Source organism: Bradyrhizobium sp. (genome assembly GCF_016213215.1).
GTDB lineage: Bacteria > Pseudomonadota > Alphaproteobacteria > Rhizobiales > Xanthobacteraceae > Bradyrhizobium.
In genome coordinates this window covers 77,341-101,160 of record NZ_JACRAW010000098.1, presented here as the reverse complement: position 1 = coordinate 101,160, position 23,820 = coordinate 77,341, and the positions used below count along the sequence as shown (strand labels likewise).

21 protein-coding genes and 1 tRNA gene are annotated in these 23,820 nt (G+C 61.9%); 12 read left to right on the top strand and 10 right to left on the bottom strand.

What is annotated here, in order from left to right:
* Window positions 1-555: 555 nt before the first annotated feature.
* Window positions 556-2,697 (top strand): EAL domain-containing protein, encoded by a 2,142-nt coding sequence (locus HY852_RS17325; RefSeq protein WP_291606001.1) that lies wholly within the window; start codon window positions 556-558, stop codon window positions 2,695-2,697.
* A 149-nt stretch (window positions 2,698-2,846) separates the two neighbouring features.
* Here the strand turns inward: HY852_RS17325 and mdoH are convergent, their stop codons facing one another.
* Together mdoH and HY852_RS17315 are read right to left on the bottom strand one after the other, a co-directional pair.
* On the bottom strand, window positions 2,847-4,994 hold the full coding sequence (gene mdoH, locus HY852_RS17320; RefSeq protein WP_291606000.1) for a glucans biosynthesis glucosyltransferase MdoH: 2,148 nt from the start codon (window positions 4,992-4,994) through the stop codon (window positions 2,847-2,849).
* Entirely contained in the window at window positions 4,982-6,493 is a 1,512-nt protein-coding gene (locus tag HY852_RS17315) for a glucan biosynthesis protein G (protein ID WP_291605999.1), read from the bottom strand. Before HY852_RS17315 ends, mdoH begins: the two co-directional genes overlap by 13 nt.
* Before the next feature lie 219 nt (window positions 6,494-6,712).
* On the opposite strand from HY852_RS17315, the gene HY852_RS17310 reads away from it, so the two are divergent.
* A complete protein-coding gene (locus tag HY852_RS17310; protein ID WP_291605998.1) occupies window positions 6,713-6,874 on the top strand; it encodes a DUF2934 domain-containing protein in 162 nt (53 codons plus the stop codon).
* Window positions 6,875-7,000: 126 nt separating this feature from the next.
* On the opposite strand, the gene HY852_RS17305 is transcribed toward HY852_RS17310, so the two are convergent.
* From HY852_RS17305 to HY852_RS17280, 6 genes are all read right to left on the bottom strand, one after another.
* Entirely contained in the window at window positions 7,001-7,360 is a 360-nt protein-coding gene (locus tag HY852_RS17305) for a PRC-barrel domain-containing protein (RefSeq protein WP_291605997.1), read from the bottom strand.
* A gap of 218 nt (window positions 7,361-7,578) precedes the next feature.
* On the bottom strand, window positions 7,579-8,670 hold the full coding sequence (locus HY852_RS17300) for a glycosyltransferase family 4 protein (protein WP_291605996.1): 1,092 nt from the start codon (window positions 8,668-8,670) through the stop codon (window positions 7,579-7,581).
* A gap of 131 nt (window positions 8,671-8,801) precedes the next feature.
* The gene (locus tag HY852_RS17295; RefSeq protein WP_291606038.1) at window positions 8,802-9,128 is read right to left on the bottom strand and encodes a hypothetical protein; all 327 of its coding nucleotides are present in this window, start codon (window positions 9,126-9,128) and stop codon (window positions 8,802-8,804) included.
* Between the two features lie 80 nt (window positions 9,129-9,208).
* Window positions 9,209-9,430, bottom strand: coding sequence for a hypothetical protein (locus HY852_RS17290; protein ID WP_291605995.1), 222 nt, complete (start codon window positions 9,428-9,430; stop codon window positions 9,209-9,211).
* A 640-nt stretch (window positions 9,431-10,070) separates the two neighbouring features.
* Window positions 10,071-11,459: a glycosyltransferase gene (locus tag HY852_RS17285; protein ID WP_291605994.1), complete on the bottom strand. Its 1,389-nt coding sequence runs from the start codon at window positions 11,457-11,459 to the stop codon at window positions 10,071-10,073.
* Complete coding sequence (locus tag HY852_RS17280; protein WP_291605993.1) at window positions 11,456-12,871, bottom strand: hypothetical protein; 1,416 nt, start codon at window positions 12,869-12,871, stop codon at window positions 11,456-11,458. Before HY852_RS17280 ends, HY852_RS17285 begins: the two co-directional genes overlap by 4 nt.
* 92 nt (window positions 12,872-12,963) lie before the next feature.
* On the opposite strand from HY852_RS17280, the gene HY852_RS17275 reads away from it, so the two are divergent.
* A complete protein-coding gene (locus HY852_RS17275) occupies window positions 12,964-13,722 on the top strand; it encodes an MFS transporter (protein WP_291605992.1) in 759 nt (252 codons plus the stop codon).
* A 123-nt stretch (window positions 13,723-13,845) separates the two neighbouring features.
* Here the strand turns inward: HY852_RS17275 and HY852_RS17270 are convergent, their stop codons facing one another.
* Window positions 13,846-14,922, bottom strand: coding sequence for a PQQ-dependent sugar dehydrogenase (locus HY852_RS17270; protein ID WP_291606037.1), 1,077 nt, complete (start codon window positions 14,920-14,922; stop codon window positions 13,846-13,848).
* A gap of 1,006 nt (window positions 14,923-15,928) precedes the next feature.
* Here HY852_RS17270 and HY852_RS17265 point away from each other — a divergent pair.
* Complete coding sequence (locus HY852_RS17265) at window positions 15,929-16,909, top strand: DUF4142 domain-containing protein (RefSeq protein ID WP_291605991.1); 981 nt, start codon at window positions 15,929-15,931, stop codon at window positions 16,907-16,909.
* Between the two features lie 267 nt (window positions 16,910-17,176).
* On the opposite strand, the gene HY852_RS17260 is transcribed toward HY852_RS17265, so the two are convergent.
* Window positions 17,177-17,251: transfer RNA gene (locus HY852_RS17260), tRNA-Thr, on the bottom strand.
* A gap of 362 nt (window positions 17,252-17,613) precedes the next feature.
* Between HY852_RS17260 and HY852_RS17255 the strand changes: the two genes are divergently transcribed.
* The 8 genes from HY852_RS17255 (at window position 17,614) to HY852_RS17220 (ending at window position 23,703) form a co-directional block, all read left to right on the top strand.
* Complete coding sequence (locus HY852_RS17255) at window positions 17,614-17,793, top strand: hypothetical protein (RefSeq protein WP_291606036.1); 180 nt, start codon at window positions 17,614-17,616, stop codon at window positions 17,791-17,793.
* A 69-nt stretch (window positions 17,794-17,862) separates the two neighbouring features.
* Window positions 17,863-18,171 (top strand): EthD family reductase, encoded by a 309-nt coding sequence (locus HY852_RS17250; RefSeq protein ID WP_291605990.1) that lies wholly within the window; start codon window positions 17,863-17,865, stop codon window positions 18,169-18,171.
* Window positions 18,172-18,387: 216 nt separating this feature from the next.
* Window positions 18,388-18,882, top strand: coding sequence for a hypothetical protein (locus HY852_RS17245; RefSeq protein ID WP_291605989.1), 495 nt, complete (start codon window positions 18,388-18,390; stop codon window positions 18,880-18,882).
* A gap of 75 nt (window positions 18,883-18,957) precedes the next feature.
* The gene (locus HY852_RS17240; RefSeq protein WP_291605988.1) at window positions 18,958-19,782 is read left to right on the top strand and encodes an alpha/beta hydrolase; all 825 of its coding nucleotides are present in this window, start codon (window positions 18,958-18,960) and stop codon (window positions 19,780-19,782) included.
* A gap of 206 nt (window positions 19,783-19,988) precedes the next feature.
* Window positions 19,989-21,278 (top strand): UDP-N-acetylglucosamine 1-carboxyvinyltransferase, encoded by a 1,290-nt coding sequence (gene murA / locus HY852_RS17235; RefSeq protein WP_291605987.1) that lies wholly within the window; start codon window positions 19,989-19,991, stop codon window positions 21,276-21,278.
* Between the two features lie 10 nt (window positions 21,279-21,288).
* Window positions 21,289-21,783, top strand: coding sequence for a DUF2948 family protein (locus HY852_RS17230; RefSeq protein WP_291605986.1), 495 nt, complete (start codon window positions 21,289-21,291; stop codon window positions 21,781-21,783).
* A gap of 130 nt (window positions 21,784-21,913) precedes the next feature.
* On the top strand, window positions 21,914-23,209 hold the full coding sequence (gene hisD, locus HY852_RS17225) for a histidinol dehydrogenase (RefSeq protein WP_291605985.1): 1,296 nt from the start codon (window positions 21,914-21,916) through the stop codon (window positions 23,207-23,209).
* A complete protein-coding gene (locus HY852_RS17220; RefSeq protein WP_291605984.1) occupies window positions 23,206-23,703 on the top strand; it encodes a UPF0262 family protein in 498 nt (165 codons plus the stop codon). Before hisD ends, HY852_RS17220 begins: the two co-directional genes overlap by 4 nt.
* The last annotated feature ends 117 nt before the right edge of the window (window positions 23,704-23,820 follow it).

The window sequence follows — 23,820 nt, the reverse complement described above, 5'->3', positions numbered from 1 at the left end:
GCCGCGCAACCATTGAAACCGAGTTTCGCCGTGATGGATTGTCGGCAAAGACGAGCCGCTGACACCGCCAAGCAAGAATGGTGAAACGAAAGGCCCGGTTCAGCCCGGGCCTTGCTCGTGCTGCCGGAAAGGATTGAACCGGCGGCCTCTCCGTCAGAGTTAACCCGCTGGAAATGTGAGGTCGCCGGAGTTGCTTCCGGCGCAGTTATGACTGCGAGGTCATCAGCTGGATGGACCGCGGGAGTGCATTGCAATCCTTCAACCATTCCGCGAGACCGGTTTCTGGGACTGCAACTCTAAGTAGTTGTACGGAGATGCTCTTAACCATGAATTGGAGCTTCCAAACATACTGTCTCCGGCGAACGTTGCAGGCAGCCAACCGATGCCAGCCCCCAGGGCCGGATTGCAGGTTTCGCATTTCCGGATCCTTCGCATGCGCGGGTTCATGCTTCGCAAAGACTCCCGCCGTAGGGTCCTTCGGTGGCACAGCGGCTGTCTACCGACTCGACCCGGCGGCAAGTTTGAAGGCTCAGTCCTCAGCGAACTGGATGCGTAATGCAGGCGTTGTCGAAAAAGGAACTGGCTCGGTCTTTCAACGTGAAAGACTACGGGCTGCCTTTCGGTTTGGCGATCCTGACGTTGCTGGCCGTTGGCGTGGCGCCGCTTCTGCCGGCCACCCGATTATTCTCGAAATCCGCATATTATCTGCCGCTGCATACAAGCCTCGAATTTGTGGCCATATCGGTTTCCGCGATGGTTTTCGGGCTGGGCTGGAATCTGCGCCACCAGCCCAACAACAACCACGCTGTCGTACTCGGCGCCACCTTCCTGGCCGTAGCGCTGCTCGACTTTGCCCACACGGAGTCCTTCGACGGGATGCCGGACTTCTTTGGGCCGAGCGGGCCGGAAAAAGCGATCAACTTCTGGCTCGCCGGGCGCGCCATCGCTGCGTTAGGGCTACTCGGCGTGGCGCTATTGCCGCTGAGAACATGGCCGCCAGCAATCTGTTACGCTGCCGTCGCGGCGGCTGTTGCCGTCAGCGCGGCAGGATGGTGGTTGGGCTTTGTTCATCGCGGCTGGCTGCCGCAGACCTTTGTCGCTGGACAGGGGTTGACGGCCTTCAAGATCGCCACAGAGTACGTTATCTCGGCAACGTATTTCTCTGCCGGGTTGATCTTGATGTGGCGGAGCACCCGACAGCGTGCAGTCGATCTACACTGGCTTGCGGTGGGCTGCTGGATAATGGGCCTCGCCGAGGTATTCTTTACCCTTTATGCCCAGGTCACCGACCTGGAGAATGTTCTCGGACATGTATACAAGGCGATAGCGTACATTATCTTCTACCGCGCTCTGTTCGTATCCGGAGTCCTCGCGCCATACGCGCGAATTTCGTACCTTGCCAACTATGATTCACTCACCGGACTCGGCAACCGCGCATTGCTGAACGAAAAGCTTCAGGAAGCCCTGGCACGCGTGAACCGAAGTGAAGACAGCGGGTTTGCCGTCCTGCTGCTCGATCTCGACGGCTTCAAGTATATCAATGATACGCTCGGGCATGCGGCAGGCGATGAGCTGCTCAAGCAGTTGGCAAGCCGTCTGAAGTCCTCCGTGCGTGAAGTCGATTTCCTGGCGCGGCTGGGCGGTGACGAGTTCGCGATCGTTCAAGGGAGCGAAACGAACCAGAGCGAAGCGGCTATCGCACTCGCGGTTCGGCTCCTGGAGGTCGTGGGGGCACCCTTCAATCTCGATCGCCATGAAATGACCGTTGGAGTGAGTATCGGCATTGCCATTGCCCCGCACGACGGCGACAGCTTCGGCGCACTCCTGCAAAACGCGGACCTCGCGCTCTATCGCGGAAAATGCGAAGGAGGCAACAGTTTCTGCTTCTTCGACAAGGAAATGGGCAGGCTTGCCGCAACAAGGCTGCAGACTGTCAACGATTTGCGTCTCGCGCTGAACCGCGACGAATTTGAAATCCACTATCAGCCCATTTTCGATGCCCTTTCGTGCCAGCCCTGTGTTGTCGAGGCTCTCCTGCGATGGCGTCATCCAGAAATGGGTCTGATACCGCCCGACCGCTTCATTCCCCTCGCCGAGGAGGCTGGCCTCATGGAGCAACTGGGACAATGGGTGCTGGAACGTGCCTGTGCCGACGCTGTGGCGTGGCCGGATCACCTGAAGGTAGCAATCAATTTGTCGGCTGTGCAGTTCCGCTCCGGCAGGCTGTTGAACGTTGTATTGGGCGCACTTGTCGACTCCGGGCTGCCGCCCGAACGCCTGGAACTGGAAATTACGGAATCGATTCTGATGGAAAATGTCGGCCACTGCAGGGAGATTATCCAGCAGCTGAAGCACGCCGGCGTCTCGATTGCGCTTGACGATTTCGGGACCGGCTATTCTTCACTGAGTTATCTGACCATGTTTCCGTTCGACAAGATAAAGATAGACAAATCGTTCACGCAAGGCTTGACCACCAATACTGCTTGCGCCGCCAGCGTGGCATCCGTTCTCACGCTGGCTCGCGCTCTCGACATGAGCGTAACCGCCGAGGGTGTCGAAACGAAGCAGCAATATGAATTGCTGCGGGCTGCAGGCGTTCACCAGCTGCAGGGCTACCTGTTCGCTCGTCCGGTTCCGGCGTCGGAACTGAATTTCTTCGCGCTTGAGCAGAAAGCCGGAGCTGCTGCAGCTTTCTAGCCAAAGGGCGAGCGCCGGATGCGTTCGTTGTCCAAGCAGGCTATCGGAGGACTGACCAAGGCGCGACAGGATGAACTGTCGACCTCTCTTGCCGCCGGGCTATGGCAGCATGGTGCTTTGTGAATCGGAGCGCGAAGAAGTCCGGTTTGTCATGCATTCGACTGTCCGGACGGCATGTCCAGGAATCGTACGAGCGTTCTGCGATTCTTGAGTACGGCGAGCGTTTCCCGTCGCGAAAGGAGACCGACCGCTTCCTCGAATGTATCGGCATCGTCCAGCTTCGCTCGGGCAATCGCAAGATCAACGTCGATTCGATCGGACTTGGTTCTCTTCTCGGGACCGAGAGAGGAGGAATGCCACTTGAGCAGTTCGGGATTCTGCCTCAGTTCGACCAAGGCCGAGGTGACGTCGGAGGGTGAGCCGGATGCAAGCTCGCGTGCGCGGACGAGGATTGGAGGGGCGGCGCGATCCTCCGGGGTGACGAACAGGCGCCCCATTGTCACCGGCGCCGAGGTGACCACGCCCATTGGAATGGCGAGCGTCAGGCCGATGATGACCGGCGACATCCAGAGCAGAAGCGGAAGCGAGACGGCATACGCACAAATCGCCATGACGATCCCGCACAATGTCGGAATGGCGAGCTTCCGGCAAATCTCGTCACGCGTGACCTGGCCGTCGCTCCTTCGCTGGACCTGCCATCCCGCGTCGCGACCGAGCAGGATCTCGATCACGGCGCCGGACTGGAAGATCATCATCGAAGGGGCGATCAGGGCCGCAAGCATCGTCTCGGCGATCACTCCCGCCAGAACGCGACCGGGGGCGCCGAACGCCTGACGCTCCCGGCTTCTCGCGAGCAGGACGAGATAGGCCAGAAGCTTCGGAACGACGAGAAGCGCCATCGTTGCCCCGAATACCCAGGCAGCGCGTATGGGGTCTTGCGCCGGCCAGGTCGGAAAAAGCGCGAATCCTTTCGGAAAGTATTCCGGCCTGACGAAATAGGCCTGCAGCGAAATCAGCAGTCCGAGCAACAGGAACAACAGCCACAGCGGCGCGGTCACATACGATCCGATGCCGGTCAGGAGGTGAAGCCGCGACACCCAGTGCAGTCCGCGCGCCCTGAGAATCGCAATGTGCTGAAGGTTGCCCTGGCACCATCGCCGGTCCCGAGCGGCGAAGTCCAGCAGCGACGGTGGAACCTCTTCGAAACTGCCTCCGAGGTTCACGGTCATGAAGATGCCCCAACCGGCACGTCGCATGAGCGCGGCCTCAATGAAGTCGTGGCTCAGGATGTGCCCTCCGAATGGCCTGCGGCCCCGCAATTCGGGCAGGCCCGCTTCCTGGGCAAACGCCCGCACGCGAATGATGGCGTTGTGGCCCCAATAATTGCCTTCCGACCCGTACCACCACGCGTTTCCCGCGGCGATCAAGGGCCCATAAAGCCGGGCCGCGAACTGCTGAAGGCGGCTGAACAGACTGCGCGCGTTGACGATCACAGGAAGGGTCTGGATCAGTGCCGCCTGCGGGTGGGCATCCATCGCGTGAACCAGCCGCACGATGGTGTCGCCGGTCATGAGACTGTCGGCGTCGAGGATGATCATGTAGTCGTAGGCGCCGCCGAAGCGTCCGACCCACTCTGCGATGTTTCCGGACTTCCGGGCGGTGTTGTTGGACCGGTGCCGGTAGAACAGGTGATCGTCGCCGTATGCGGCTCGCAGCTCGAGAAAGGCCAGTTCCTCGCAGACCCAGATCTCGGGGTTCGTCGAATCGCTGAGCAGGAACCAGTCGAAACGTTCGGCGTGCCCCGTTTCCGCCACCGACTCGAACATTGCGCGAAGGCGGGCGGTGACGTGGTGCGGGTCCTCGTTATAGGTGGGCAGAAGCATGGCGGTACGACCCGAGATCTCAGGGAGCGGTCCTCGGGTTTCGATGGGCAAAGTATCGGGCCGCCGGGCCAACAAGACGAAGAACCCGGCCAACGCCGACACGAAGGAAAATGCGATCCAGGCGAGCAGGACGACGAAGAGCGCGAGCAGTGTCGCTTCGAGCAGCGTCACTCCGCCGACCTTGAGGGCTTCGTACATCTCGTACGCCCCTCCGGCCGACACGACTGCGGTGCCTGCGAAAACGAGCGCCCGGCGTAATGCAACAAAACCGCCAGTTTCAATTTGTGAAGTCTCGGTTCGAGGCACATGATCGAGCCGGCCTGGCACCATCGGCAGGGGTGCTTCGCGCGGAAGCAGTCCAAGGCCGCCTGAATCAGGCGTCAGACGCGAGGACGGTTTGGTCAGGGCGCCCATCGATAAAGCCACACCTCTGAAAGCGGTATATCCCCTTGGAGCAGGACGGCCCGAAGTTCGACCGGCGCATCCTTCACCGCGCACTGGAAGCTCAGTCGCCACCCACCGGTCTCCGGATTGGGTTGTGTAACGATGTTCTTGATCTCGCTCTTTTCCGCAACGACGAGCCCCTTCACCGAGTTCGGATCCACTCCCTTCAGCTTTTCCCCGGCGAGCTCGAGCACGAACAGTTTGCTGTCAGCGGGACCGGCACCGACTCCGGTCCGCGTGAACCGGGCCAGGGAGTCGGCCTTTGGTGCGTCCGGCCCCCAGTGGAGCCTGTAGGTGAAGTTGTTCTCGCTTTTCGCTTTGAGGGGTGTCTTCGGTCGCCAGAACGCGGCAATATTGTCGTGGATCTCCTCGGTGGTCGGGATCTCGAACAGAACGACCGAACCTTCACCCCAATTGCCGATCGGCTCGACCCAGAGGCTCGGGCGCCGCTCGAACCTTGACTCGAGGTCCTGAAACGCGACGTACTTCTTTTCGCGCTGCATGAGACCGAATCCCCGCGGATTGAGATCGGCGAAGGTGCTCGTCTGCAGATCGCGCGGATTGCTCAATGGACGCCAAAGCTGCTCGGCGCGGCCGTTGTGAATCGCAAGGCCGTCGGAATCGTGCACCGCCGGACGGAAGTCGTCGACCTCCTTCCTGTCGTTCGGTCCGAAGAAGAACATGCTCGTCATGGGCGCTAGCCCCGCGTGAGCGAGATCGGCGCGCGGGTACAAGGAAGCCTCCACATCGAAGACGGTGGTTTCGCCCGGCCTGAGCGTGAAGCGGTAGCTCGCCGCGGCGCTCTTGCTGTCGAGGAGGGCGTGAACGACCATCGATGTAGCGTTGGGCGCCGGCTTCTCCAGCCAGAACGCCTTGAACACAGGAAATTCTTCACCCTTCGGCTCGCCTGTGTCGATCGATAGACCACGCGCAGACAGACCGTAGATCTCGCCTTTTGCGACGGCGCGGAAGTAGCTCGCTCCTAGAAAGACGCAAACCTCGTCAAAGTAGTCCGGCCGATTCATCGGCGCATGGATACGAAACCCTGCGAAGCCGAGGTCCCCCTCGGGCAGGCGAGGCATTTTGTCGCCAAACGAGAAATCGTCCCGCCGGTACTTGACCGGGACGGCGCGTCCGTTCGCGACTTCGTATATGTCGACCCGGTTCTTGTAGTAGAAGCCGCGATGAAAGAATTGGACTTCGAAAGGCAGCTTGTCGGCTCGCCATAGAGCCCGTTCCGGCAGAAATCGAATCGAGCGGTATTGATCGTAGGTCAGATCTCTCAACGGATCGGGCAACTTCTCGTCTGGCGCTTCGAACGGCCGCGACGCCAGATTGCGCGCGAGCTGGCGTACGTAGGACGAGCCGAACGGCCCCTCCTCCGGCTTGGCCTCGGCGAATGCGCTGCGAGGCAAGGTTGCGGCCAACGGCAGGACCGCCGAGGTGCCAAGGAATTGGCGGCGATTCAAAGTGTCCCCCGTTCTGTTCCGACGAACAAACAAACCGTTTCCGGAATGCCAAGTTCCTGTGTCAGCGAGTAATCGCGAGTCGGAACTGCCTGTCGGCCAGGCGAACCGATCCTGAGGAACGCCAACACGCGGATTGACGTTGGTGTGCGGGCCTTCGGGCCTGCACGGCTCTGCCGATACAGCCCCCGCAGGTGGGGCCGTGCTCCCGAGGAGGCACGAATGTCATTTCCTACAGAACAGCAGATTGCAGTACGAGCCCACGAATTATGGGAACAAGCCGGAAAGCCTGAGGGGAGGGAGCTGGAATTCTGGCATCAGGCAGAGCGAGAACTAAGGGACGCTGAAGCCCTCGGAAATCCTCAGGAGCCGAGCGAGTCTTGAACTCGCGACGGATAAACGCCGCTGATCGGCCGCTCAGTTGACGATGTGGCTACGGAGCGGCCCACAATTTTTCATAAAAGCACAAGGCGAAAAGAAAGGCCCGCCGAACACGGACCTTCCTTCGGTCTACACCGCGACCCCGTAATAGTCGTTCACCGAACGGGTTTGCGCCGGATCGCCCCAATTCCAGGCGTTGTCATTGCTGAACCTGGGGGCGTTCTGCAGTTGCGCCTCGGTGATGCCAGTTACATACCCACCAAGATTGGTGTCGTACTTCAAAGACTGCCACGGCAGCGGGTAATGATCATCGCCGATGCCAAGAAAGCCGCCAAAACTGAGCACGGCATAAGAGACTTTGCCACTCAGCTTGTCGATCATCACGCGCTCGATGGAGCCGATCTTGGTACCGTCAACGTCGTACACTGCCGTACCTTCCACCTTGTCGCTACCGATCAGGTTTGCTGTTTCCCTCGCTTCAGTAACCATCGTTTCCTCCATGACTGATGGGACGGCAACAGACGAGCCAAGTATTTGTTCCGAAAGGTAAAGGTTCGGCGCCTCAGGTGCTGCGCGACTAGATGCGCCTGACAAAACCGACTTGGCGAGACGGGCAGTTCGACGGTGACAGGCGTCGCAACGTCGCACTGCTCCCGATCCCGACGGAAGGGGGCGGGCCCGATCAGACCGCGGCTCGATCCTGATCGTCAGGCGCTAGGTTCATCGGAACTGACCTCCACGCGCGCAACATGATCTTCCCTGAAACCAGCGTTCGTGCATTCGGTCAGCGCTCTGTAAAGACCGAGGTACTCAAGCGCCATCCGTTTAGCCGTGAATCGTTCCTCGAACCGTGCTCGCACCTTGCGCCGGTCGAGCTCGCCCAGACGATTGATGGCGTGGACGGCGTCCTCTTCGCTGTCGACGACGAAGCCGGTAACGCCGTCGTCGACAACTTCCGGCACGGAGCCCGCACGGAAGGCGATGATAGGCGTCCCGCACGCCATCGCTTCGATCATGACGAGGCCAAAAGGTTCTGGCCAATTGATCGGAAACAACAAGGCTGCGGCCCCTCCTAGAAATTCCTGCTTTCTGCGATCGCCGACTTCACCGATCAGTTGCACCTGTTTGCCGTCGATCTGGGGTTCTAGCCGCTCTTTGAAGTACCGTGTTTCGTCCCGTGGCACTTTTGCCGCGATATGAAGCGGAACGCCGGCGGCGCGCGCGATGCGAATGGCGCATTCCGGACCTTTATCCGAGGTCAGTCGCCCGAGAAAGGCAAGGTATGATCCTGGCTCGTAACGGGGGTGAAGCAGGTCGGGTGGCATTCCATGATAGACCGTGCCGGACCAATTCGCGTGCGCAAGCGGAAGTCGCTGATTGTTGGAGATCGAGACGAAGGGTGCGCCAGGAAAGAGCCGTACCACATCCGCGACCCACGGTAGATCCAGGCGTCCGTGCATCGTCGTCAGGAAGGGAATGCCGAGCCGACTAAGCACGGGCAGATGCAGCCAGTCCGTGTGAGCGTGTATTACATCAAACTCGTCGGCGTGCCGCATGATCGCCTCAAGCATGGCGGTGCATGCAGCCATCGGATCGGAACGTGGCCGTCCGAGGCGCAACGCGCGTGGCCAGACGGCGTGAAGGTTGCCGCGTGTTCGGGAGTCCCCGCTCGCGAACAGGGTCACCTCGTGTCCGAGCTCGACGAGCTCGTCGACGAGCCACGCAACGACCCGCTCCGTGCCGCCGTAGAGTCTTGGGGGGACGCTTTCGGCTAAAGGGGCGAACTGGGCAATCCGCATCGTAGTCCGGTCCGGAATAAGCCGAGCCGGGAGCGTGGCTCGTTGTCCCCACTCCAAATGTCTGACCGCCTCGAGCGTTCCCAGGCCGGGTCGGCCGACCGGGTGCTTGCAGCATCCGCAAGGCTTCAAGGTCAGAGGCGCAAAATCGGAAACTGGTGGGCTACCGCCAGAGCGCTTGCTTCGGATGTCTCCAACGCGATTTTTTGCGCCAGCATCACGTCTCCGGCAACCAGCCGGGCTTCCGGCACAAAACACCAGCCTGTCCTGGCCTTGCCCGCACCGTCGAGCTCGTAGACATTGGTCGAAGTGCCGTACCGAATCCGATAGTGCTTGCCGGTGTCGCATCCAATGACGTCGAACTGTCCCTCGGTATCAAACTGAGCACGTTGCTCGGGCGACAGCCACTCCCGCAGGAGGCGGAGCCCGCGCGCGTCGCTGGTATTCTCCAGCGACAACATCCGGTAGAGCTGACGCAAGGCTTGCAAACGCAAGCCTCTTGTGAACCCTCGACGCAATCGGAACATGGTGCTTGCGGCTGTCAGCCGCCGACGAGTCTGGGAAAGAACAACGTCTCTTCAGCGTTCGGGTCGAAAGACCGGATCTTCGAGACCTCGCCGCTGCCCGTTCGCACAGCCGCAGTAAATCCCAGGCCGGTCAATTCCTTGAACCGCCGTTCCGCCTTTGCGAGCGCTTCAGGATCGTTCGTGCTGAAGTAGTGGCGGGTATCACCGGTATGGTCCATTACGATCTGCATCGCCATGGCTGAGGCTCCGTATTCTTTGTGCCATCCCGAAGGACTGGCAACCAATGTTGATGGGCGGCTCAGAGTTCCTCGGAACGGCTCCCGGCCGATGAGAATTAAACGGCGTGGCGACCTTGACTTTGCGGAGCGAGGCCATGAACAACGTCATATACCTGGTCGGACTGATCGTGGTGGTCCTGGCGATCCTTTCCTTTTTTGGGCTCCGTTGACCTGACGAGGTCAACGCCGGCCTCCTCCCGCTCATCTTCATCATCGGCCAAGATGTTTGGCAGGTGCCGGCCGTTGCTGCGCCGCATCAGCCATGGCCAGCCAGTCCTCAAGGAAAGCGCCACCAAGTCCACGGCCTGGAACTCAGGCAGAATTGCTTTGAGGGACAGGTACCAAACCGGCTCCTCTGAAAGAAACCCGATCAGAAGCCAATGGAAGCATGAAGCTCTACGATACGAGGCAACGAGGCAACAGAATCTCTGTCCGCTTCTCCCCGCACCGCGAAAATTTGCACTGCACCCGCCCAACGGCGAAGAACACCGCGGAGAAGCGGAGCGAGTGCCTGACGCCGTATGCCCCCACTGAGAAATCTGGACGCGCCTAAGTTGTGAAAGGATGCGGAGATTTTCAGGGTGGTGACGCTGAGGGTTTACGACCACCGCATGCGTGCGCCGCGGATTTCGTCAATGAGAGCGATCACCCACGCGCTGTTTACCAGAACGCATTGGTACAGGTCCATCAGGAGCGCATAAGGCAGGAGTGAGAAGTCGTCGTCATGGGCCAACACATAGACGGATGCGGCCATGACGTTGAGAAGCATGACGGCAGCGATCCAGGAAGCGATCAACTCCAGGGAGAAGCCGGTCCCAGCGGCAACGGCGACAAACGCCCAGAACAGGAAGTTCATCAATGGTGCGACATAGACGTCGATCGGGTAGGCTCCCAGCATCAGAGCATCCAGCGGCCTATTCCTTGTCCTGGCGGTTGGGCGCATTTCGCGCATGTACCGCCTGAACACCTGCATTGTACCGCGCATCCACCGATAGCGCTGATTGAGCAAGCTTGTGATTTCGGTTGGACATTTGGTGTAAGCTTGGGCGCGAGGCTCGTAGATTACGCGTCCTCCAATTGCGAGCGCAGATAACGAGAGCTCGAAATCTTCCGCAAAGGTGGCCCCAGAAAAGGGCCCGCGCATACCGTCTTCTCCTGAGCTGTTCCAGGGTACTTCCGCGATGGACGTCAAAGCGTCGCGTCGATAAAGGCCGATCGGCCCGGGAACCACGGTGACAAGACCGAGAAAGCTGAGCGCCGTACGCATTCCTCCGTTGCCGAGCAGGTACTCGGCAGCCTGAAAGCGCGTCAGCGCGTTAACACGATTCCTGATGGTGACTTGCCCGGAGACGGCATAGACCGTTGGATCATCGAACCAGGGCACCATCAGCTGAAGCGCATTATCGCCCACCCGAGAATCGGCGTCGACGCAAAGAAGGAGATCTCCTTCCGATTCCTGAAACGCCCGGTTCAAGGCGCTCCACTTCCCGCCGTTTAATTTGCGAATGACGCGGACCCTGCAGCGGTCATGGTCGCCGATCAACGTGCGCGCCATCAAGTAAGTATCATCTTCCGATCCGTCATCGACCACGATGATCTCGTAGTGCGGGTAGTTGAGCGCAAGCAAGGACTCCACTGCGGATACGATCGTGTCTCCTTCGTTATATGCCGGCACCAGGATCGAAACGAATGGAAATTGCAGCGGATCAGCAACAGGACGGCTGATGCGCCGGACATGTTCATAGCAGGAGAGCGTGTGCACAACACACCCACGCAACAGCATCGTTGTTCCGTAAAGGATCAGAACTGCGCCCATCGGCGCAGGCAAGAAGCCGTAGCCTAATGCGTCAATTGCCGTCCAGGGCAGCACGATCGCCAGCACCGCTGCATACACGATGATCATTGCCGATAGAAAGACCATCGCTCCGTGGGGAATATGACGCCGTCGAGACCGAAATTCCGGCAGGTACAGTTCAGCGCTGTTCATTCAGGTGGTCGGCTGCCGGCTCGCCGCTGCGACGAGAACTGAGTTGCGGACGTTCTCCTGCGTGTGGTCAACAGCTGGCGGTTGGCGCCTGAGGCTGCATTCTGGCCTGCTGTCGTGGAATGTTCGTCCGCGACGGGAGTCGTGGGCTCGCTCCGAGTGCGACGGCGCGTCGCCGACGCAAGCGCTCCCAGGAGTCCCACTGCAACCGCTATGACGCCGGCCTGGAATGGACCCTCTGAAACCAGATCCGGCCGCCATCGGAGCCTCGCCGGCACTGAGTTGTCAGGTGTGGTCGCCAGTGCCGTGACCACCTCGCGAGAAGGCTGAACATCGAAAAACGCAAGTACGTGGTTCTGGTCGTCCGGGATCCTATCATAACCTCGGTATTGGCCGCCAAAGTATCTGCCCAGGATTGGTTTCTCGATCGAGAACTGCACGCTGTCGGTGTTGGCCAGCTTTTCGACATCGCTGGCAGGGACAAGCATCCGCGCTGCGAAACCGCTGTCCGATGAGACCGCGAGGATCGGAGTTTCGTTCGCAACCAGACCAGGAGATGGGTGCCGATACACGATGCGCGCGTCCTGCGGAGCCCTGACGCGGGTACCTGCGATTACGCGTTCCCGATCGGCAACCAGAGCCGAGAGCTGATGGCGAGAAGTCTCGATTTCGCTAGCGGTTTCGGCCGACGCACGGTTCTGGTCCGCTCTTATCTGCTCATCGACTTCGGCCGCCTTTTCGCCGAGGCTTCGTTCGGATTGCTCTGCTTCGGCCAAATCTTTGCGGAGAGCGCCCTGCTGCTGGGCGATTGCTTTTTCGTTCTTCTCATATGTTTGCGCCAGCGCCGTGATTCGCGTGTTCACGGCTTGCAGGTTTCCTTCAGCGGCGTCGCGCTCCAGGGTCAAGCTGATAACGGTTGTATTGCGGTCGCCGACGAGCTGAGATGTCACGATCTCACGTTTCTGCAGTTCCGCCATGCGGGCAGCGGCAGCCTCGGCGATCTTTATACGAGCGTTGTACGAATCGCGCTGCCGCCGTGCGCTGTCGCGCTCGGCCTCAAGCTGGCTACGCTCGCGCGTCCACTGAATTCGTTGCGCAAGCTCGTCTTTTTCCAGCTCCCGCAACGACCGGCGCAGATCGAACGCGAATGATCGCGCCCTATCCAGCTCTCCTCTGACTTGAGCTTGCCGCTGGATCAAGAGTGGGTCCACCGGCAAAGCACGATGGTCAAGGCTCTGAACACGGCTGCGAGCCTCAGCGATGCGGTTGTCGAGCACTGAAAGCTGCGCCTCCATCGCCGGCGGAATGAATTCGGCGAGCACATCGCCCTTTTTCACCGCCTGCGCCTGCGTCAAACTGACGAGGTTTGCGTCTCGTCGCGCGTGCACGACCAGTAGATTCTTGCCCTCGACCACTCCCTCTCTCGGCGCAAGCTCCTGCGAGACCTCAGATGGCCGGAAGGCCTTTCGAGTACGGTTGGATACGCGGAGCCGCGTCAGCGGCTTTCGTGGCGGGTACCCTGACCGTCGGACAGCTTGCGACTGGCCACGATGTGACACCGATCATCTGGATGAATGCAAGCCTGCTCGCGGCGACCGCTGGTGCAACGGCCTTGCTGCCCAATGCCACTACTCGATCTCGCGCGCATCCTGCTCCACCGCCGGGGCTCGCAGGAGCGCGTGGGCTTCTTAAGCGCCGGGGCTTTCGCGTCATCGTGATCGTGTCTGCTCTCGTCTATGGCAGTCATGCGATGCACGACGCCTTTGCCGTGATTTGGTGGAGCCACGCCGGAATAGACACATCGCTCATAAGCGTCCTGTGGTCGGAAGCAGTAGCTGCCGAGGTATTGGTTTTTGTAATTGGCCCAGCCTTGATTCGGCGCTTTGGCGTGCGTGCTGCAGCCACCCTGGCAGCCGCAGCTGGGATCATACGCTGGACCGTGGCGGCAACGACCACCTCCGTCCTGCTGCTGTCCCTTGTGCAGCCGCTGCACGGACTGACTTTCGCTTTGCTTCATCTGGCCTGTATGCGGATGATGGCCGATAATGTTCCGGCGAATTCGGCTGCCACCGCTCAAGCCCTTTACGCGTTCGGCTCTGGTTGTGTCACAGCTGCGCTCACTTTGTTGTCGGGGGCGCTATATGCCAGGTATGGAGGAGTGTCCTTTCTGCCGATGGCGATGCTCTGCGCCACCGCACTCCCGTTTGCCTGGTTCGGGTTCCCGGCGCGGTCGCCGAAAAGCGAATTGCCAGCGTTTCGCCACTAGCAATAGAGGGGACTGATCGGCGAGCGATTTTGCGATGAGCCAATCCGCTTTTGCACCGTGACCGGCACGTAGCACCTGAGGATCTATTCTGGATCTATTCCGGACATCCACCTGAACAAGCTGTCAGTCCCGCCTTGCGGGCGTAAGTCGCAACAGTGCACCGTCCTTCTCGTCGGTGAGCACGTAGACCGCGCCGTCGGGACCCTGCCGAACGTCGCGTACACGCGCGCCGACCCTGATACGATCCTCCGAGACGACCTTGTCGCCCTGCAGCGTCAGCCTCACAACTGCGGAGGCGCTCAAACCGCCGATCAGCAGCGAGCCTCTCCAGTCCGGGAACATGCCCCCCGTATAGAAGGTCATGCCGGAGGGCGAAATCACCGGGGTCCAGTGATGAACGGCGTCCGCGAGATCCGGCCGGGTCGGCGGGTCGGAAATATCACGCCCGTCGTAATGCTGGCCCCATGACACCAGCGGCCAGCCGTAGTTCTTGCCTCCTTGCGGACGGTTGAGTTCATCGCCGCCGCGGGGCCCCATTTCGGCGATCCAGAGTTCACCTGTCTGCGGGTGCAGCGCGGCTGCTTCGATGTTGCGATGACCGTAGGACCAGACTTCGCCTCTGGCGTCTTGCCGGCCGACGAACGGGTTGTCGCTGGGCGGCGAGCCGTCGCGGTTGAGCCGGACGATCTTGCCGAGATGGTTCGACAGGTCCTGCGCCGGTTCGAACTTGAACCGCTCGGCAAGCGTAACGAATACATGCGTGCCGTCGCGCGCAAATACGATTCGGCCGCCGAAATGGTTCGGGCCATTCACCTTTGGAAGCTGACGGAAAACCACCTCGAACTGCTCCAGCGCGGTCGCTGCCTCGTTCAGCCGCGCGCGCGCAAGCGCAGTGCCGGCCTTGCCGCCGTCGCCCGGCTCGGCGAATGTCAGATATACAAGCCGCTCCTCGGCGAAGTCCGGGGCAAGCGCCAGATCCAACAGCCCTCCCTGTCCTCGCGCGAATACGTTCGGCACGCCCTGAAGCGGCTGGGAAAGCGCACCGTCCTTTGACACGACACGCAGCCGGCCTGGCCGCTCACTGACCAGGATGCGCCCGTCAGGAAGGAAAGCAAGAGCCCAGGGATGCTCCAGGCCTCGTGAAACGGTTTCGATCTGCACCGTTCCGGTCTTTACGGTGACTGTCTTGGTCTGGGCCATCGCCTGTGGCAAGCCGCAGGTTACGAACAGAGCGCATCCGACAGAACTGGCGAAGCTGTAAAAGGGCTGCATGGGTTTCTCCGGAGTTCTGGACTGATAATCTCAAGCGCCGCAGTTTCAGATCGGCCTGCGCAGGCTGTTCCAACTCCGCATGCGGAAGACCGTCGAAAGGTGAAGCACGCGTGGTCAGGGCGCTCCCGAGGAGGCGATTGGACGCTTGCGAACCAGTCAAGCGCGAGCGGGGCTGCCATTGACACACGCACTGGTGATCGTCGCCAGGAGTCGGTTACGCCAATCCGGCTGGATCGCTGTGGCGCAGCGCGGGAACACATACCGTTGACGAAACAGTGTACGGCGCGTTTCGATCCAGTTGTTGCACAGCAAATTTTCAGCAGCGCACCTAGGCGCCTACACGAGTGTCATCCCGCCTGTGCCGCTGACAGTCGCAAACCACAGGTCAGTGCCGGCCAGTACCGGACAGAGGCGCGGATCAGGAACACGCTTCACCATGGTCGGCGAATGCTCGGCGTCAGTATTGGCCGAATGAGCGCAGAACTCTGTTCGGGGTTAGCGGAAGTCAAGACGTATCAGGTGAATGTTCCGAAATTTCGCGTACCCGGGGTCCAGGGTATCTGGGCAGGGTTGCCGATCGAGTCCGGCACCTCCTGAAACGCAGCAAGGGAGAGGCTGCCGGCGACGGGTTGCGAGGAGGCGCGCTTGGGGCGTGTCAGCCTGCTTCGCACACGGCCGCGGCTTCCTGCAGCACCGAGATGGTTCAGCTTGGGGCTGCGTCGAGCGTTTGTGCCGGAACAGGTTAGAGGAAAGTCCGGCGCACCCAAGAAGGGCAAAGCGAGCGGCACGGGCGTTGCGGTACGGCATTCGGATGAGCCGGGATTCACTGCGACGTTAGTTCTGCGAGATCGCCGATACCTGCGAGGAACGTCGACCGCCCCTTTTGCATTGGCCCTGGGCACTGGCATCAGCCACAATCCATGAGGAGTCATCCATGAAGCGGATTTGCATCGCACTCGCATCCGTCGCAATCGCGTTACCCGCTTATGCGCAAACCACCGCCCCTCCAGCCGCAAAGAGCGAGAGCGGATCGCAAGTTCAGGCAAGTGCGGCGGCTAAGCGTTTCGTCGAGCAGGCTGCGATTGGAGACATGTATGAGATCCAGTCGAGCCGGCTGGTGCTCGACAAGGTTCAGGTTCGCGAGTTCCAGGATTTCGCCAGGACAATCATCGACGATCACACCAAGTCGAGCGATCAGCTCAAATCGATGACCCAGTCCGTGAATGGCCTGCAGCCTCCGACGCAGCTCGATGACAAACACAGGAAGATGATCGATCAGCTGCAATCCGCGTCGGGAGCCGACCTTGCACGGCAATACAAGACGCAGCAGGTCCAGGCACACCAGGACGCCGTCAAGCTCTTCCAGGATTTCGCCAACCAGGGCGACGATGCGCGGCTCAAGCAGTTCGCGGAGCAGACGCTGCCCAAGCTGAAGGAGCACTTGCGCATGGCGCAGGGCTTGACCGACAATCCTCAGGTCGCGCAGGGCATGACGCGGGACGAGGGCGCGCGGGACCGGGGGCAAACGCAGGGTGATGCGCAGACTCGACAGGCGATCATTTCGCAGCCAGCACCGAACCACATGCTCGGATCGAAGCTCCGTGGCACGACCGTGTACGGTGCCAATGACGCGAACGTCGGCGAGATCAACGATATCATCCTGACGACAGACGGCCGAATCGCGGCGGTCGTCGTCGGCGTCGGCGGCTTTCTCGGCATCGGCGAGAAGGACGTCGCCATCCCGTTCTCGCAAATCAACATCCGAGAGTTGGAGCGCACGACTACGGGCATGGCAGCGCAGGAACGGCAGGGCCGGTCGGCCGGGCCGCAGCGCATCTATCTGCGCGACATGACGAGGCAGGATCTCGAGCAGGCTCCGACGTTCAGAACAGAAGCAGGAACAGGAAACAGGTAGCAGCTGGCCTGGAATGCGGACGACGCGAGGCCTTGATGATGATGTTCGTCGCGGCCTCGCGGGCCTTGGCATAGTCCCCGACGCCGGTGCTTTCCAAGGCAGGCAGGATATTTGGGACCGCGAATCACTTGGCGCGGCAGGGCGTCGGCCCCGCTTTGCTGACACCCTTTCAGCTCAAGTCTCGGGGAAGACTGGTCATCATTATCGCGCGGGGTCGCCCGGCGCGTAATTGTACCGCGTTGCTGATGCTTTTGGAGATCTGACCGATGGTGCTGCCGGACAGGATTGAACTGTCGACCTCTCCCTTACCAAGGGAGTGCTCTACCACTGAGCTACGGCAGCGTGCGCGCGAGATGCGGGAATCGGGCCCAGTTGGCCCGACAAGCGGGCCGATGTCTGCCACAAGCCCCCCGCCGGTGCAAGCGCGCCGGTCCCCTCGGGCCAATAAAATCAGTCCCGGTTAAAGGTTTGAAAATCCGGTCCAATTTCAATGAGAACGGAGACCGCGCGGCAACGCCGGGAGCACCTCGCCAACGCCCGGTTCCCGATCGCTCGTGCCGGCGCAGCAGAGGCATCTTCCGGGCCGATCCGTCTTTGGAATTCGCTCCTGGCGTCCGCCGGTTGAATTTGATCGAGCCGACGCCTTGCGCTGCCATCTGGCGATGGCATGTTGGTACCTGGGATCGATCCCATCAGTGACCATGATGACCGAAAAGACCGACAGCAGCGAGCAGGCCCCGCTCAAGGATTCGCGACAGGAGCGGCTGAAGAACGCGCTGCGCGAAAACCTCAAGCGGCGAAAACAGCAGACGCGCGAGCGCTCGAGGACAGGCGATGCCGCAGACGAGCGCCCGCCGCCTGGTGCCGACGACTCCGGCGCGTAGGTGGGGCCAGGGCCTCCTCACCATGAGGATCGAATTGCGGAAACAAGTCTAAGACACGGGAGGACTGCCATGGCTGAACTGATCGTGCTGTACAAGACGCCGAAGGACGCGGCTGCCTTCGACAAACACTATTTCGAAAACCACGTGCCGATCGCCAAGAAGCTGCCGGGCTTGAGGAAATACACGGTGAGCAAGGGCCAGGTCGTAACGCCTGCAGGTCCGTCGCCGGTTCACCTGGTCGCCACCCTCACCTTCGACAGTGTCGCCGCCATGAAGGCCGCGTTCGCGAGTTCCGAAGGCAAAGCCACCGCCGCCGACGTGCCCAAATTCGCAAGCGGCGGGGTCGAGATGCTCATGTTCGACACCGGCGAGGTTTGAGCGCGCTGCAGTCCGCTCACGGGCCGGTGCGTCTGATGATGAGCATCATCTCATCACCACTGCCGTCATTGTGACAGAAGTGCAAGGCAAGCGGGCGAACGCCCGCTGATTTGCGCGATGAGCGCATGGCTCGCTTGCCCGGCAAGGCAGGAACGCTTGTGGCAATTGGCCATGGACGGGAATAGCATGATACCGGTCTGAACAGGGGAGCGTGCCATGCTGGGTCTGAGCCTGTCTGCCTTCACTGCCCTCCACGTCATCGTCAGCCTGATCGCGATCGTCGCCGGCATTATCGTCATGTTCGGCCTGCTCGGATCGAAACACCTGCCCATTCTAAGCGCCGTCTTCCTGCTGCTCACCATCCTGACGAGCGCCACCGGCTTCCTGTTTCCGTTCGCGATGCTCCTGCCCTCGCACATGGTCGGCATCCTCTCCCTGGTGCTGCTCGCGATCGCCTGCATCGCGCTCTACGGCATGAACCTGTCGGGGGTCTGGCGGCCGATCTATGTGGTGACGGCGATGACCTCGCTCTATCTCAACGTCTTCGTGCTGGTCGTCCAGGCCTTCCTGAAGGTGCCGAGCCTGAACGCGCTGGCGCCAACGCAGAGCGAAGCGCCTTTCGCCGCGATCCAGGGCGTCGTGCTGCTCTTGTTCGTGGCTGCGATCATCAGGGGCTGGCGGCGCTTCCGTCCCGTTCCGAGCTTCGCCTGACCTTTCTCGGATCGAGAACTCGATAGGTGCGCCACGGCGGCGCGGCAAAGCTGTTGTCCTGGAGATAGCAAGAACATGCCCACGATCACGACCAGGGACGGCGTCGAGATTTTCTACAAGGACTGGGGTTCGGGTCAGCCGATCGTCTTCAGTCATGGCTGGCCGCTGTCTTCCGATGATTGGGACGCGCAAATGCTATTCTTCCTCGGTCACGGCTACCGTGTCATCGCCCATGACCGCCGCGGCCACGGCCGCTCCAGCCAGACGGCCGAGGGCCACGACATGGATCACTATGCCGACGACCTCGCGGCGCTCACCGCGCGTCTTGAATTGAAGGACGCCGTTCACGTCGGCCATTCGACCGGCGGCGGCGAGGTGGTGCACTACCTGGCGCGGCATGGCGAGAGCAGGGCCGCGAAGGCGGCCATCATCGCCGCGGTGCCGCCGCTGATGGTGCGGACCTCAGGCAATCCCGGCGGCTTGCCGAAGGAAGTCTTCGACGGATTCCAGGCGCAGCTCGCCGCCAATCGCTCGCAATTCTACCGTGAGATCGCCGCCGGCCCGTTCTATGGGTACAACCGTCCGGGCGCGCAACCGTCGGAAGCCATCATCCAGAATTGGTGGCGCCAGGGCATGATGGGCGGCGCCAAGGCGCATTACGACGGCATCGTCGCCTTCTCGCAGACCGATTTCACCGAAGACCTGAAAAAGATCACCATTCCGGTCCTGGTGATGCATGGCGACGACGATCAGGTCGTGCCCTATGCCGACTCGGCGCCGTTGTCGGCGAAACTTCTCAAGAGCGGAACGTTGAAGACCTACAAGGGCTTCCCGCACGGCATGCCGACCACGGAAGCGGAGACCATCAACGCCGACCTGCTCGCCTTCATCAGGGGCTGAAGGCATTCCGTTCGGAGCCATTCCGGGGCAACCCGGTCAGGGCCGAACCCGGAATCTCGAGATTCCCGGTTCGAGGCTTCGCCTCACCCTGGCATGACGGCCTTCTTTCGATCAATTCCCTATTTTTCGGCTGAAACCACGTTTTTGCCACACCGCCGCGCTTCGCCGTATACACTCTCACGAATTGCAGGGGGCGAAAGAGGGGCATGGATCGGATTCGCATCACCGGCGGCAACAAGCTCAACGGCACCATTCCGATCTCGGGGGCGAAGAATGCGGCGCTGCCGCTGATGATCGCGGCGCTTCTGACCGACGAAACGCTCGTCCTGGAGAACGTGCCGCGCCTCGCCGACGTCGCGCAGCTGCAGCGCATCCTCGGCAATCACGGCGTCGATATCACCTCGGTCGGAAAGCGGGCCGGAGATCGCGAGTATCAGGGCCAGACGCTGCACATCTCGGCCGCCCACATCATCGACACCACCGCGCCCTATGAGCTGGTGTCGCGCATGCGCGCCAGCTTCTGGGTGATCGCGCCGCTGCTCGCGCGCATGCACGAAGCGAGGGTGTCGCTGCCGGGCGGCTGCGCCATCGGCACGCGGCCGGTCGATCTGTTGATCATGGCGCTGGAAAAGCTGGGGGCCGAGATCTCGATCGACGCCGGCTATGTCGTCGCCAAAGCACCTGCAGGGCTTCGCGGCGCGACAATCGATTTTCCGAAGGTGACGGTGAGCGGCACCCATGTCGCGCTGATGGCGGCGACATTGGCCAAGGGCACCACCGTCATCGCCAACGCCGCCTGCGAGCCCGAGGTGGCCGACGTTGCCGATTGCCTTAACAAGATGGGCGCGCGCATCTTGGGCGCCGGCACGCCGCGCATCGTCATCGAAGGTGTGGAGAAGCTGCACTGTGCCCGCCATACCGTGCTGCCCGACCGCATCGAGGCCGGCACCTACGCCATGGCGGTCGCGATGACCGGTGGCGACGTGCAGCTCTCGGGCGCCCGCCCCGAGCTGCTCGAGGCGGCGCTCGACGTGCTGAAGCAGGCGGGCGCGGAGATTTCGGTCAACGGCGACGGCATCCGCGTCGTCCGCAACGGCTCCGGCCTGCGCCCGGTGACGGTATCGACGGCGCCGTTCCCCGGCTTCCCGACCGACCTCCAGGCCCAGCTGATGGCGCTGATGGTCTGCGCCCAGGGAGCCTCGGAGATCACCGAGACGATCTTCGAGAACCGTTTCATGCACGTGCAGGAGTTGGCGCGGTTCGGCGCGCGCATTAAACTGGACGGCGAGACGGCGCGGATCGACGGCATTACGCGCCTGCGCGGCGCCCCCGTGATGGCGACCGACCTGCGCGCCTCGGTGTCGCTGGTCATCGCCGGGCTCGTCGCTGAGGGCGAGACCACCGTCAACCGCGTCTATCATCTCGATCGCGGCTTCGAGCGGCTGGAAGAAAAGCTCAAGGCCTGCGGCGCGTCGATCGAGCGTATCCGCGAGTGAAGGGTTTGGCGTGGCTTCACAGCTCAAACTGATCGCCCTCGATGCCGACGACCTCGCCGTCGTCTCGACGCACGTGCAGGATGCGCACGTGCGCACCGCCGACATCATCTGGCGTCAGGGCGAGAGACGCCTGGTGGTCGGCATGAGCCGGCTGGACTGGGATCAGACCCTGGAAGGCGAAACGGAGCCGCGGCGGCTGATCTCGGCTCTGCGTTTCGATCGGGTGCTGGCCTGCAAGTCGCGCAACATCGACCTCCATGCGCCGGACGACATGCTGGAGCTGATCGGCATCGAGTTTCATTCGAGCGACCCGCCCGGCGGCACTGCGCTGCTCCTGTTCGGCGAGGGTGGGGCGATCCGGCTCGACGTCGAATGCCTGGAATGCGAACTGACCGACCTCGGCCCCGACGACCTCGGCACCGGCGAGGCAGAGGCCGGGGAGGGTGGGGACGGCGAGCCCGGGGAGGGTGCCGGCGAGGGTGACAAGCCACCCGGAACGGCGTAACTGCCCCACGACGCGCCCTGCGCGGGGACGACAGCGGAGAATGGGCACCAAGGGTTGACGGCGATGGTCCGCCGCGCCATTGAGCAGGGGGCTTCGACCGCCACATTCGAAGGCCCCCGGAAAGCCCATCATGCCCGTTCGCCTGGACCGCAGCAGCGCCGATTTCGACAAGCGATTCGCGAGCTTTCTCGCTGCCAAGCGTGAGATTTCGGCCGACGTCGAGGCGGCGGCGCGCGCCATCGTCGACGACGTGGCGGCGCGCGGCGACGCCGCGCTGATCGAGGCCACCGCCAAATTCGACCGGCTCGAGCTCGACGCTGCCTCCTTGCGCGTGTCGGCCGCCGAGATCGATGCGGCGGTGAAGGCCTGCGATGCCACGACGCTGGACGCACTCAAGCTCGCCCGTGATCGCATCGAGACCTTCCACAAGCGGCAGTTGCCCAGGGACGAACGCTTTACCGATTCCCTCGGCGTCGAGCTCGGCTGGCGCTACAGCGCGATTCATTCGGTCGGTCTTTACGTGCCCGGCGGCACCGCCGCCTATCCGTCCTCGGTGCTGATGAATGCCGTGCCGGCAAGGGTCGCTGGCGTCGAGCGCCTCGTCATGGTGGTGCCGTCGCCCGGCGGCAAGCTCAATCCGCTGGTGCTGGCGGCAGCTTCGCTCGGCGGCGTCACCGAGATCTACCGCGTCGGCGGCGCGCAGGCCGTGGCGGCGCTGGCCTACGGCACGGCCACCATCGCGCCGGTTGCCAAGATCGTCGGCCCGGGCAACGCCTATGTCGCCGCGGCCAAGCGCCTGGTGTTCGGCAAGGTCGGCATCGACATGATCGCCGGCCCCTCCGAGGTGCTGATCATCGCCGACGACAGCGCCAATGCATCCTGGATCGCGGCCGACCTGCTGGCGCAGGCCGAGCATGACGCCAGCGCGCAATCGATATTGATCACCGACAGCGTGCGCCTCGCCGCTGAGGTCGAGCAGGCGGTGGAATCGCAACTGAAGACCCTGCCCCGCGCGGAAATCGCGGCCGCCTCGTGGAACGATTTCGGCGCCACCATCCTGGTGAAGAATCTCGACGACGCGGTGCCGCTCGCGGACGCCATCGCCGCCGAGCACCTCGAGATCATGACGCGTGATCCGGAGGCGCTGGCGGTGAGGATCCGCAACGCCGGTGCGCTGTTCCTGGGCGCGCATACGCCGGAGGCGATCGGAGACTACGTCGGCGGCTCGAACCACGTGCTGCCGACCGCGCGCTCGGCCCGCTTCTCCTCCGGCCTTTCCGTGCATGACTTCATCAAGCGCACCTCGATCCTGAAATGCGGACCGGACCAGCTGCGCGCGCTGGGACCGGCGGCGATGACGCTCGGCAAGGCGGAAGGGCTGGACGCTCATGCGCGTTCGGTGGGGATTCGCCTCAACCTGCCATGACAAAGCCGCCCGAACAGGACGATACGATGAACCGCATCGTCGGCGTGACGCTCGATGAGGAGTCGATCGGCCGGTCCGGGCCCGACATCGAGCATGAGCGCGCGATCGCGATTTATGACCTGATCGAGGAGAACCTGTTCGCGCCGGCGGGCGCCGACGGCCTGGGCCCGTTCACGCTGCATATCGGCATCACCGGCAACCGCCTGGTGTTCGACATCCGCCGCGAGGATGGAACGCCGGTGGTCGCCCATCTGTTGTCGCTGACGCCGTTCCGGCGCATCGTCAAAGACTACTTCATGATCTGCGACAGCTATTACCAGGCGATCCGCACCGCGACGCCCGACAAGATCGAGGCGATCGACATGGGCCGCCGCGGCATCCATGACGAGGGATCGCGCACGCTGCAGGAACGGCTGAAGGGCAAGGTCCGCATCGACTTCGAGACCGCGCGGCGCCTGTTCACGCTGATCACAGTCCTTCACTGGAAGGGCTAGCGCATGACCCGGAAAAGTGGATACCGGTTTTCCGATCAGGTCATGCGCAATACAAACGGCGTCATGACCCGGAAAAGTGGGTACCGGTTTTCCGACAAGGTCATGCGCGCAACCAAA

What these genes read in the sequence shown, in the direction of transcription:
- HY852_RS17325 (WP_291606001.1), top strand. Translation starts at nt 556, where the DNA reads ATGCAGGCGTTGTCGAAAAAGGAACTGGCTCGGTCTTTCAACGTGAAA.
- mdoH (WP_291606000.1), bottom strand. Translation starts at nt 4,994, where the DNA reads ATGGGCGCCCTGACCAAACCGTCCTCGCGTCTGACGCCTGATTCAGGC.
- HY852_RS17310 (WP_291605998.1), top strand. Translation starts at nt 6,713, where the DNA reads ATGTCATTTCCTACAGAACAGCAGATTGCAGTACGAGCCCACGAATTA.
- HY852_RS17305 (WP_291605997.1), bottom strand. Translation starts at nt 7,360, where the DNA reads ATGGTTACTGAAGCGAGGGAAACAGCAAACCTGATCGGTAGCGACAAG.
- HY852_RS17300 (WP_291605996.1), bottom strand. Translation starts at nt 8,670, where the DNA reads ATGCGGATTGCCCAGTTCGCCCCTTTAGCCGAAAGCGTCCCCCCAAGA.
- HY852_RS17295 (WP_291606038.1), bottom strand. Translation starts at nt 9,128, where the DNA reads ATGTTGTCGCTGGAGAATACCAGCGACGCGCGCGGGCTCCGCCTCCTG.
- HY852_RS17290 (WP_291605995.1), bottom strand. Translation starts at nt 9,430, where the DNA reads ATGGCGATGCAGATCGTAATGGACCATACCGGTGATACCCGCCACTAC.
- HY852_RS17285 (WP_291605994.1), bottom strand. Translation starts at nt 11,459, where the DNA reads ATGAACAGCGCTGAACTGTACCTGCCGGAATTTCGGTCTCGACGGCGT.
- HY852_RS17270 (WP_291606037.1), bottom strand. Translation starts at nt 14,922, where the DNA reads ATGGCCCAGACCAAGACAGTCACCGTAAAGACCGGAACGGTGCAGATC.
- HY852_RS17265 (WP_291605991.1), top strand. Translation starts at nt 15,929, where the DNA reads ATGAAGCGGATTTGCATCGCACTCGCATCCGTCGCAATCGCGTTACCC.
- HY852_RS17255 (WP_291606036.1), top strand. Translation starts at nt 17,614, where the DNA reads ATGACCGAAAAGACCGACAGCAGCGAGCAGGCCCCGCTCAAGGATTCG.
- HY852_RS17250 (WP_291605990.1), top strand. Translation starts at nt 17,863, where the DNA reads ATGGCTGAACTGATCGTGCTGTACAAGACGCCGAAGGACGCGGCTGCC.
- HY852_RS17245 (WP_291605989.1), top strand. Translation starts at nt 18,388, where the DNA reads ATGCTGGGTCTGAGCCTGTCTGCCTTCACTGCCCTCCACGTCATCGTC.
- HY852_RS17240 (WP_291605988.1), top strand. Translation starts at nt 18,958, where the DNA reads ATGCCCACGATCACGACCAGGGACGGCGTCGAGATTTTCTACAAGGAC.
- murA (WP_291605987.1), top strand. Translation starts at nt 19,989, where the DNA reads ATGGATCGGATTCGCATCACCGGCGGCAACAAGCTCAACGGCACCATT.
- hisD (WP_291605985.1), top strand. Translation starts at nt 21,914, where the DNA reads ATGCCCGTTCGCCTGGACCGCAGCAGCGCCGATTTCGACAAGCGATTC.
- HY852_RS17220 (WP_291605984.1), top strand. Translation starts at nt 23,206, where the DNA reads ATGACAAAGCCGCCCGAACAGGACGATACGATGAACCGCATCGTCGGC.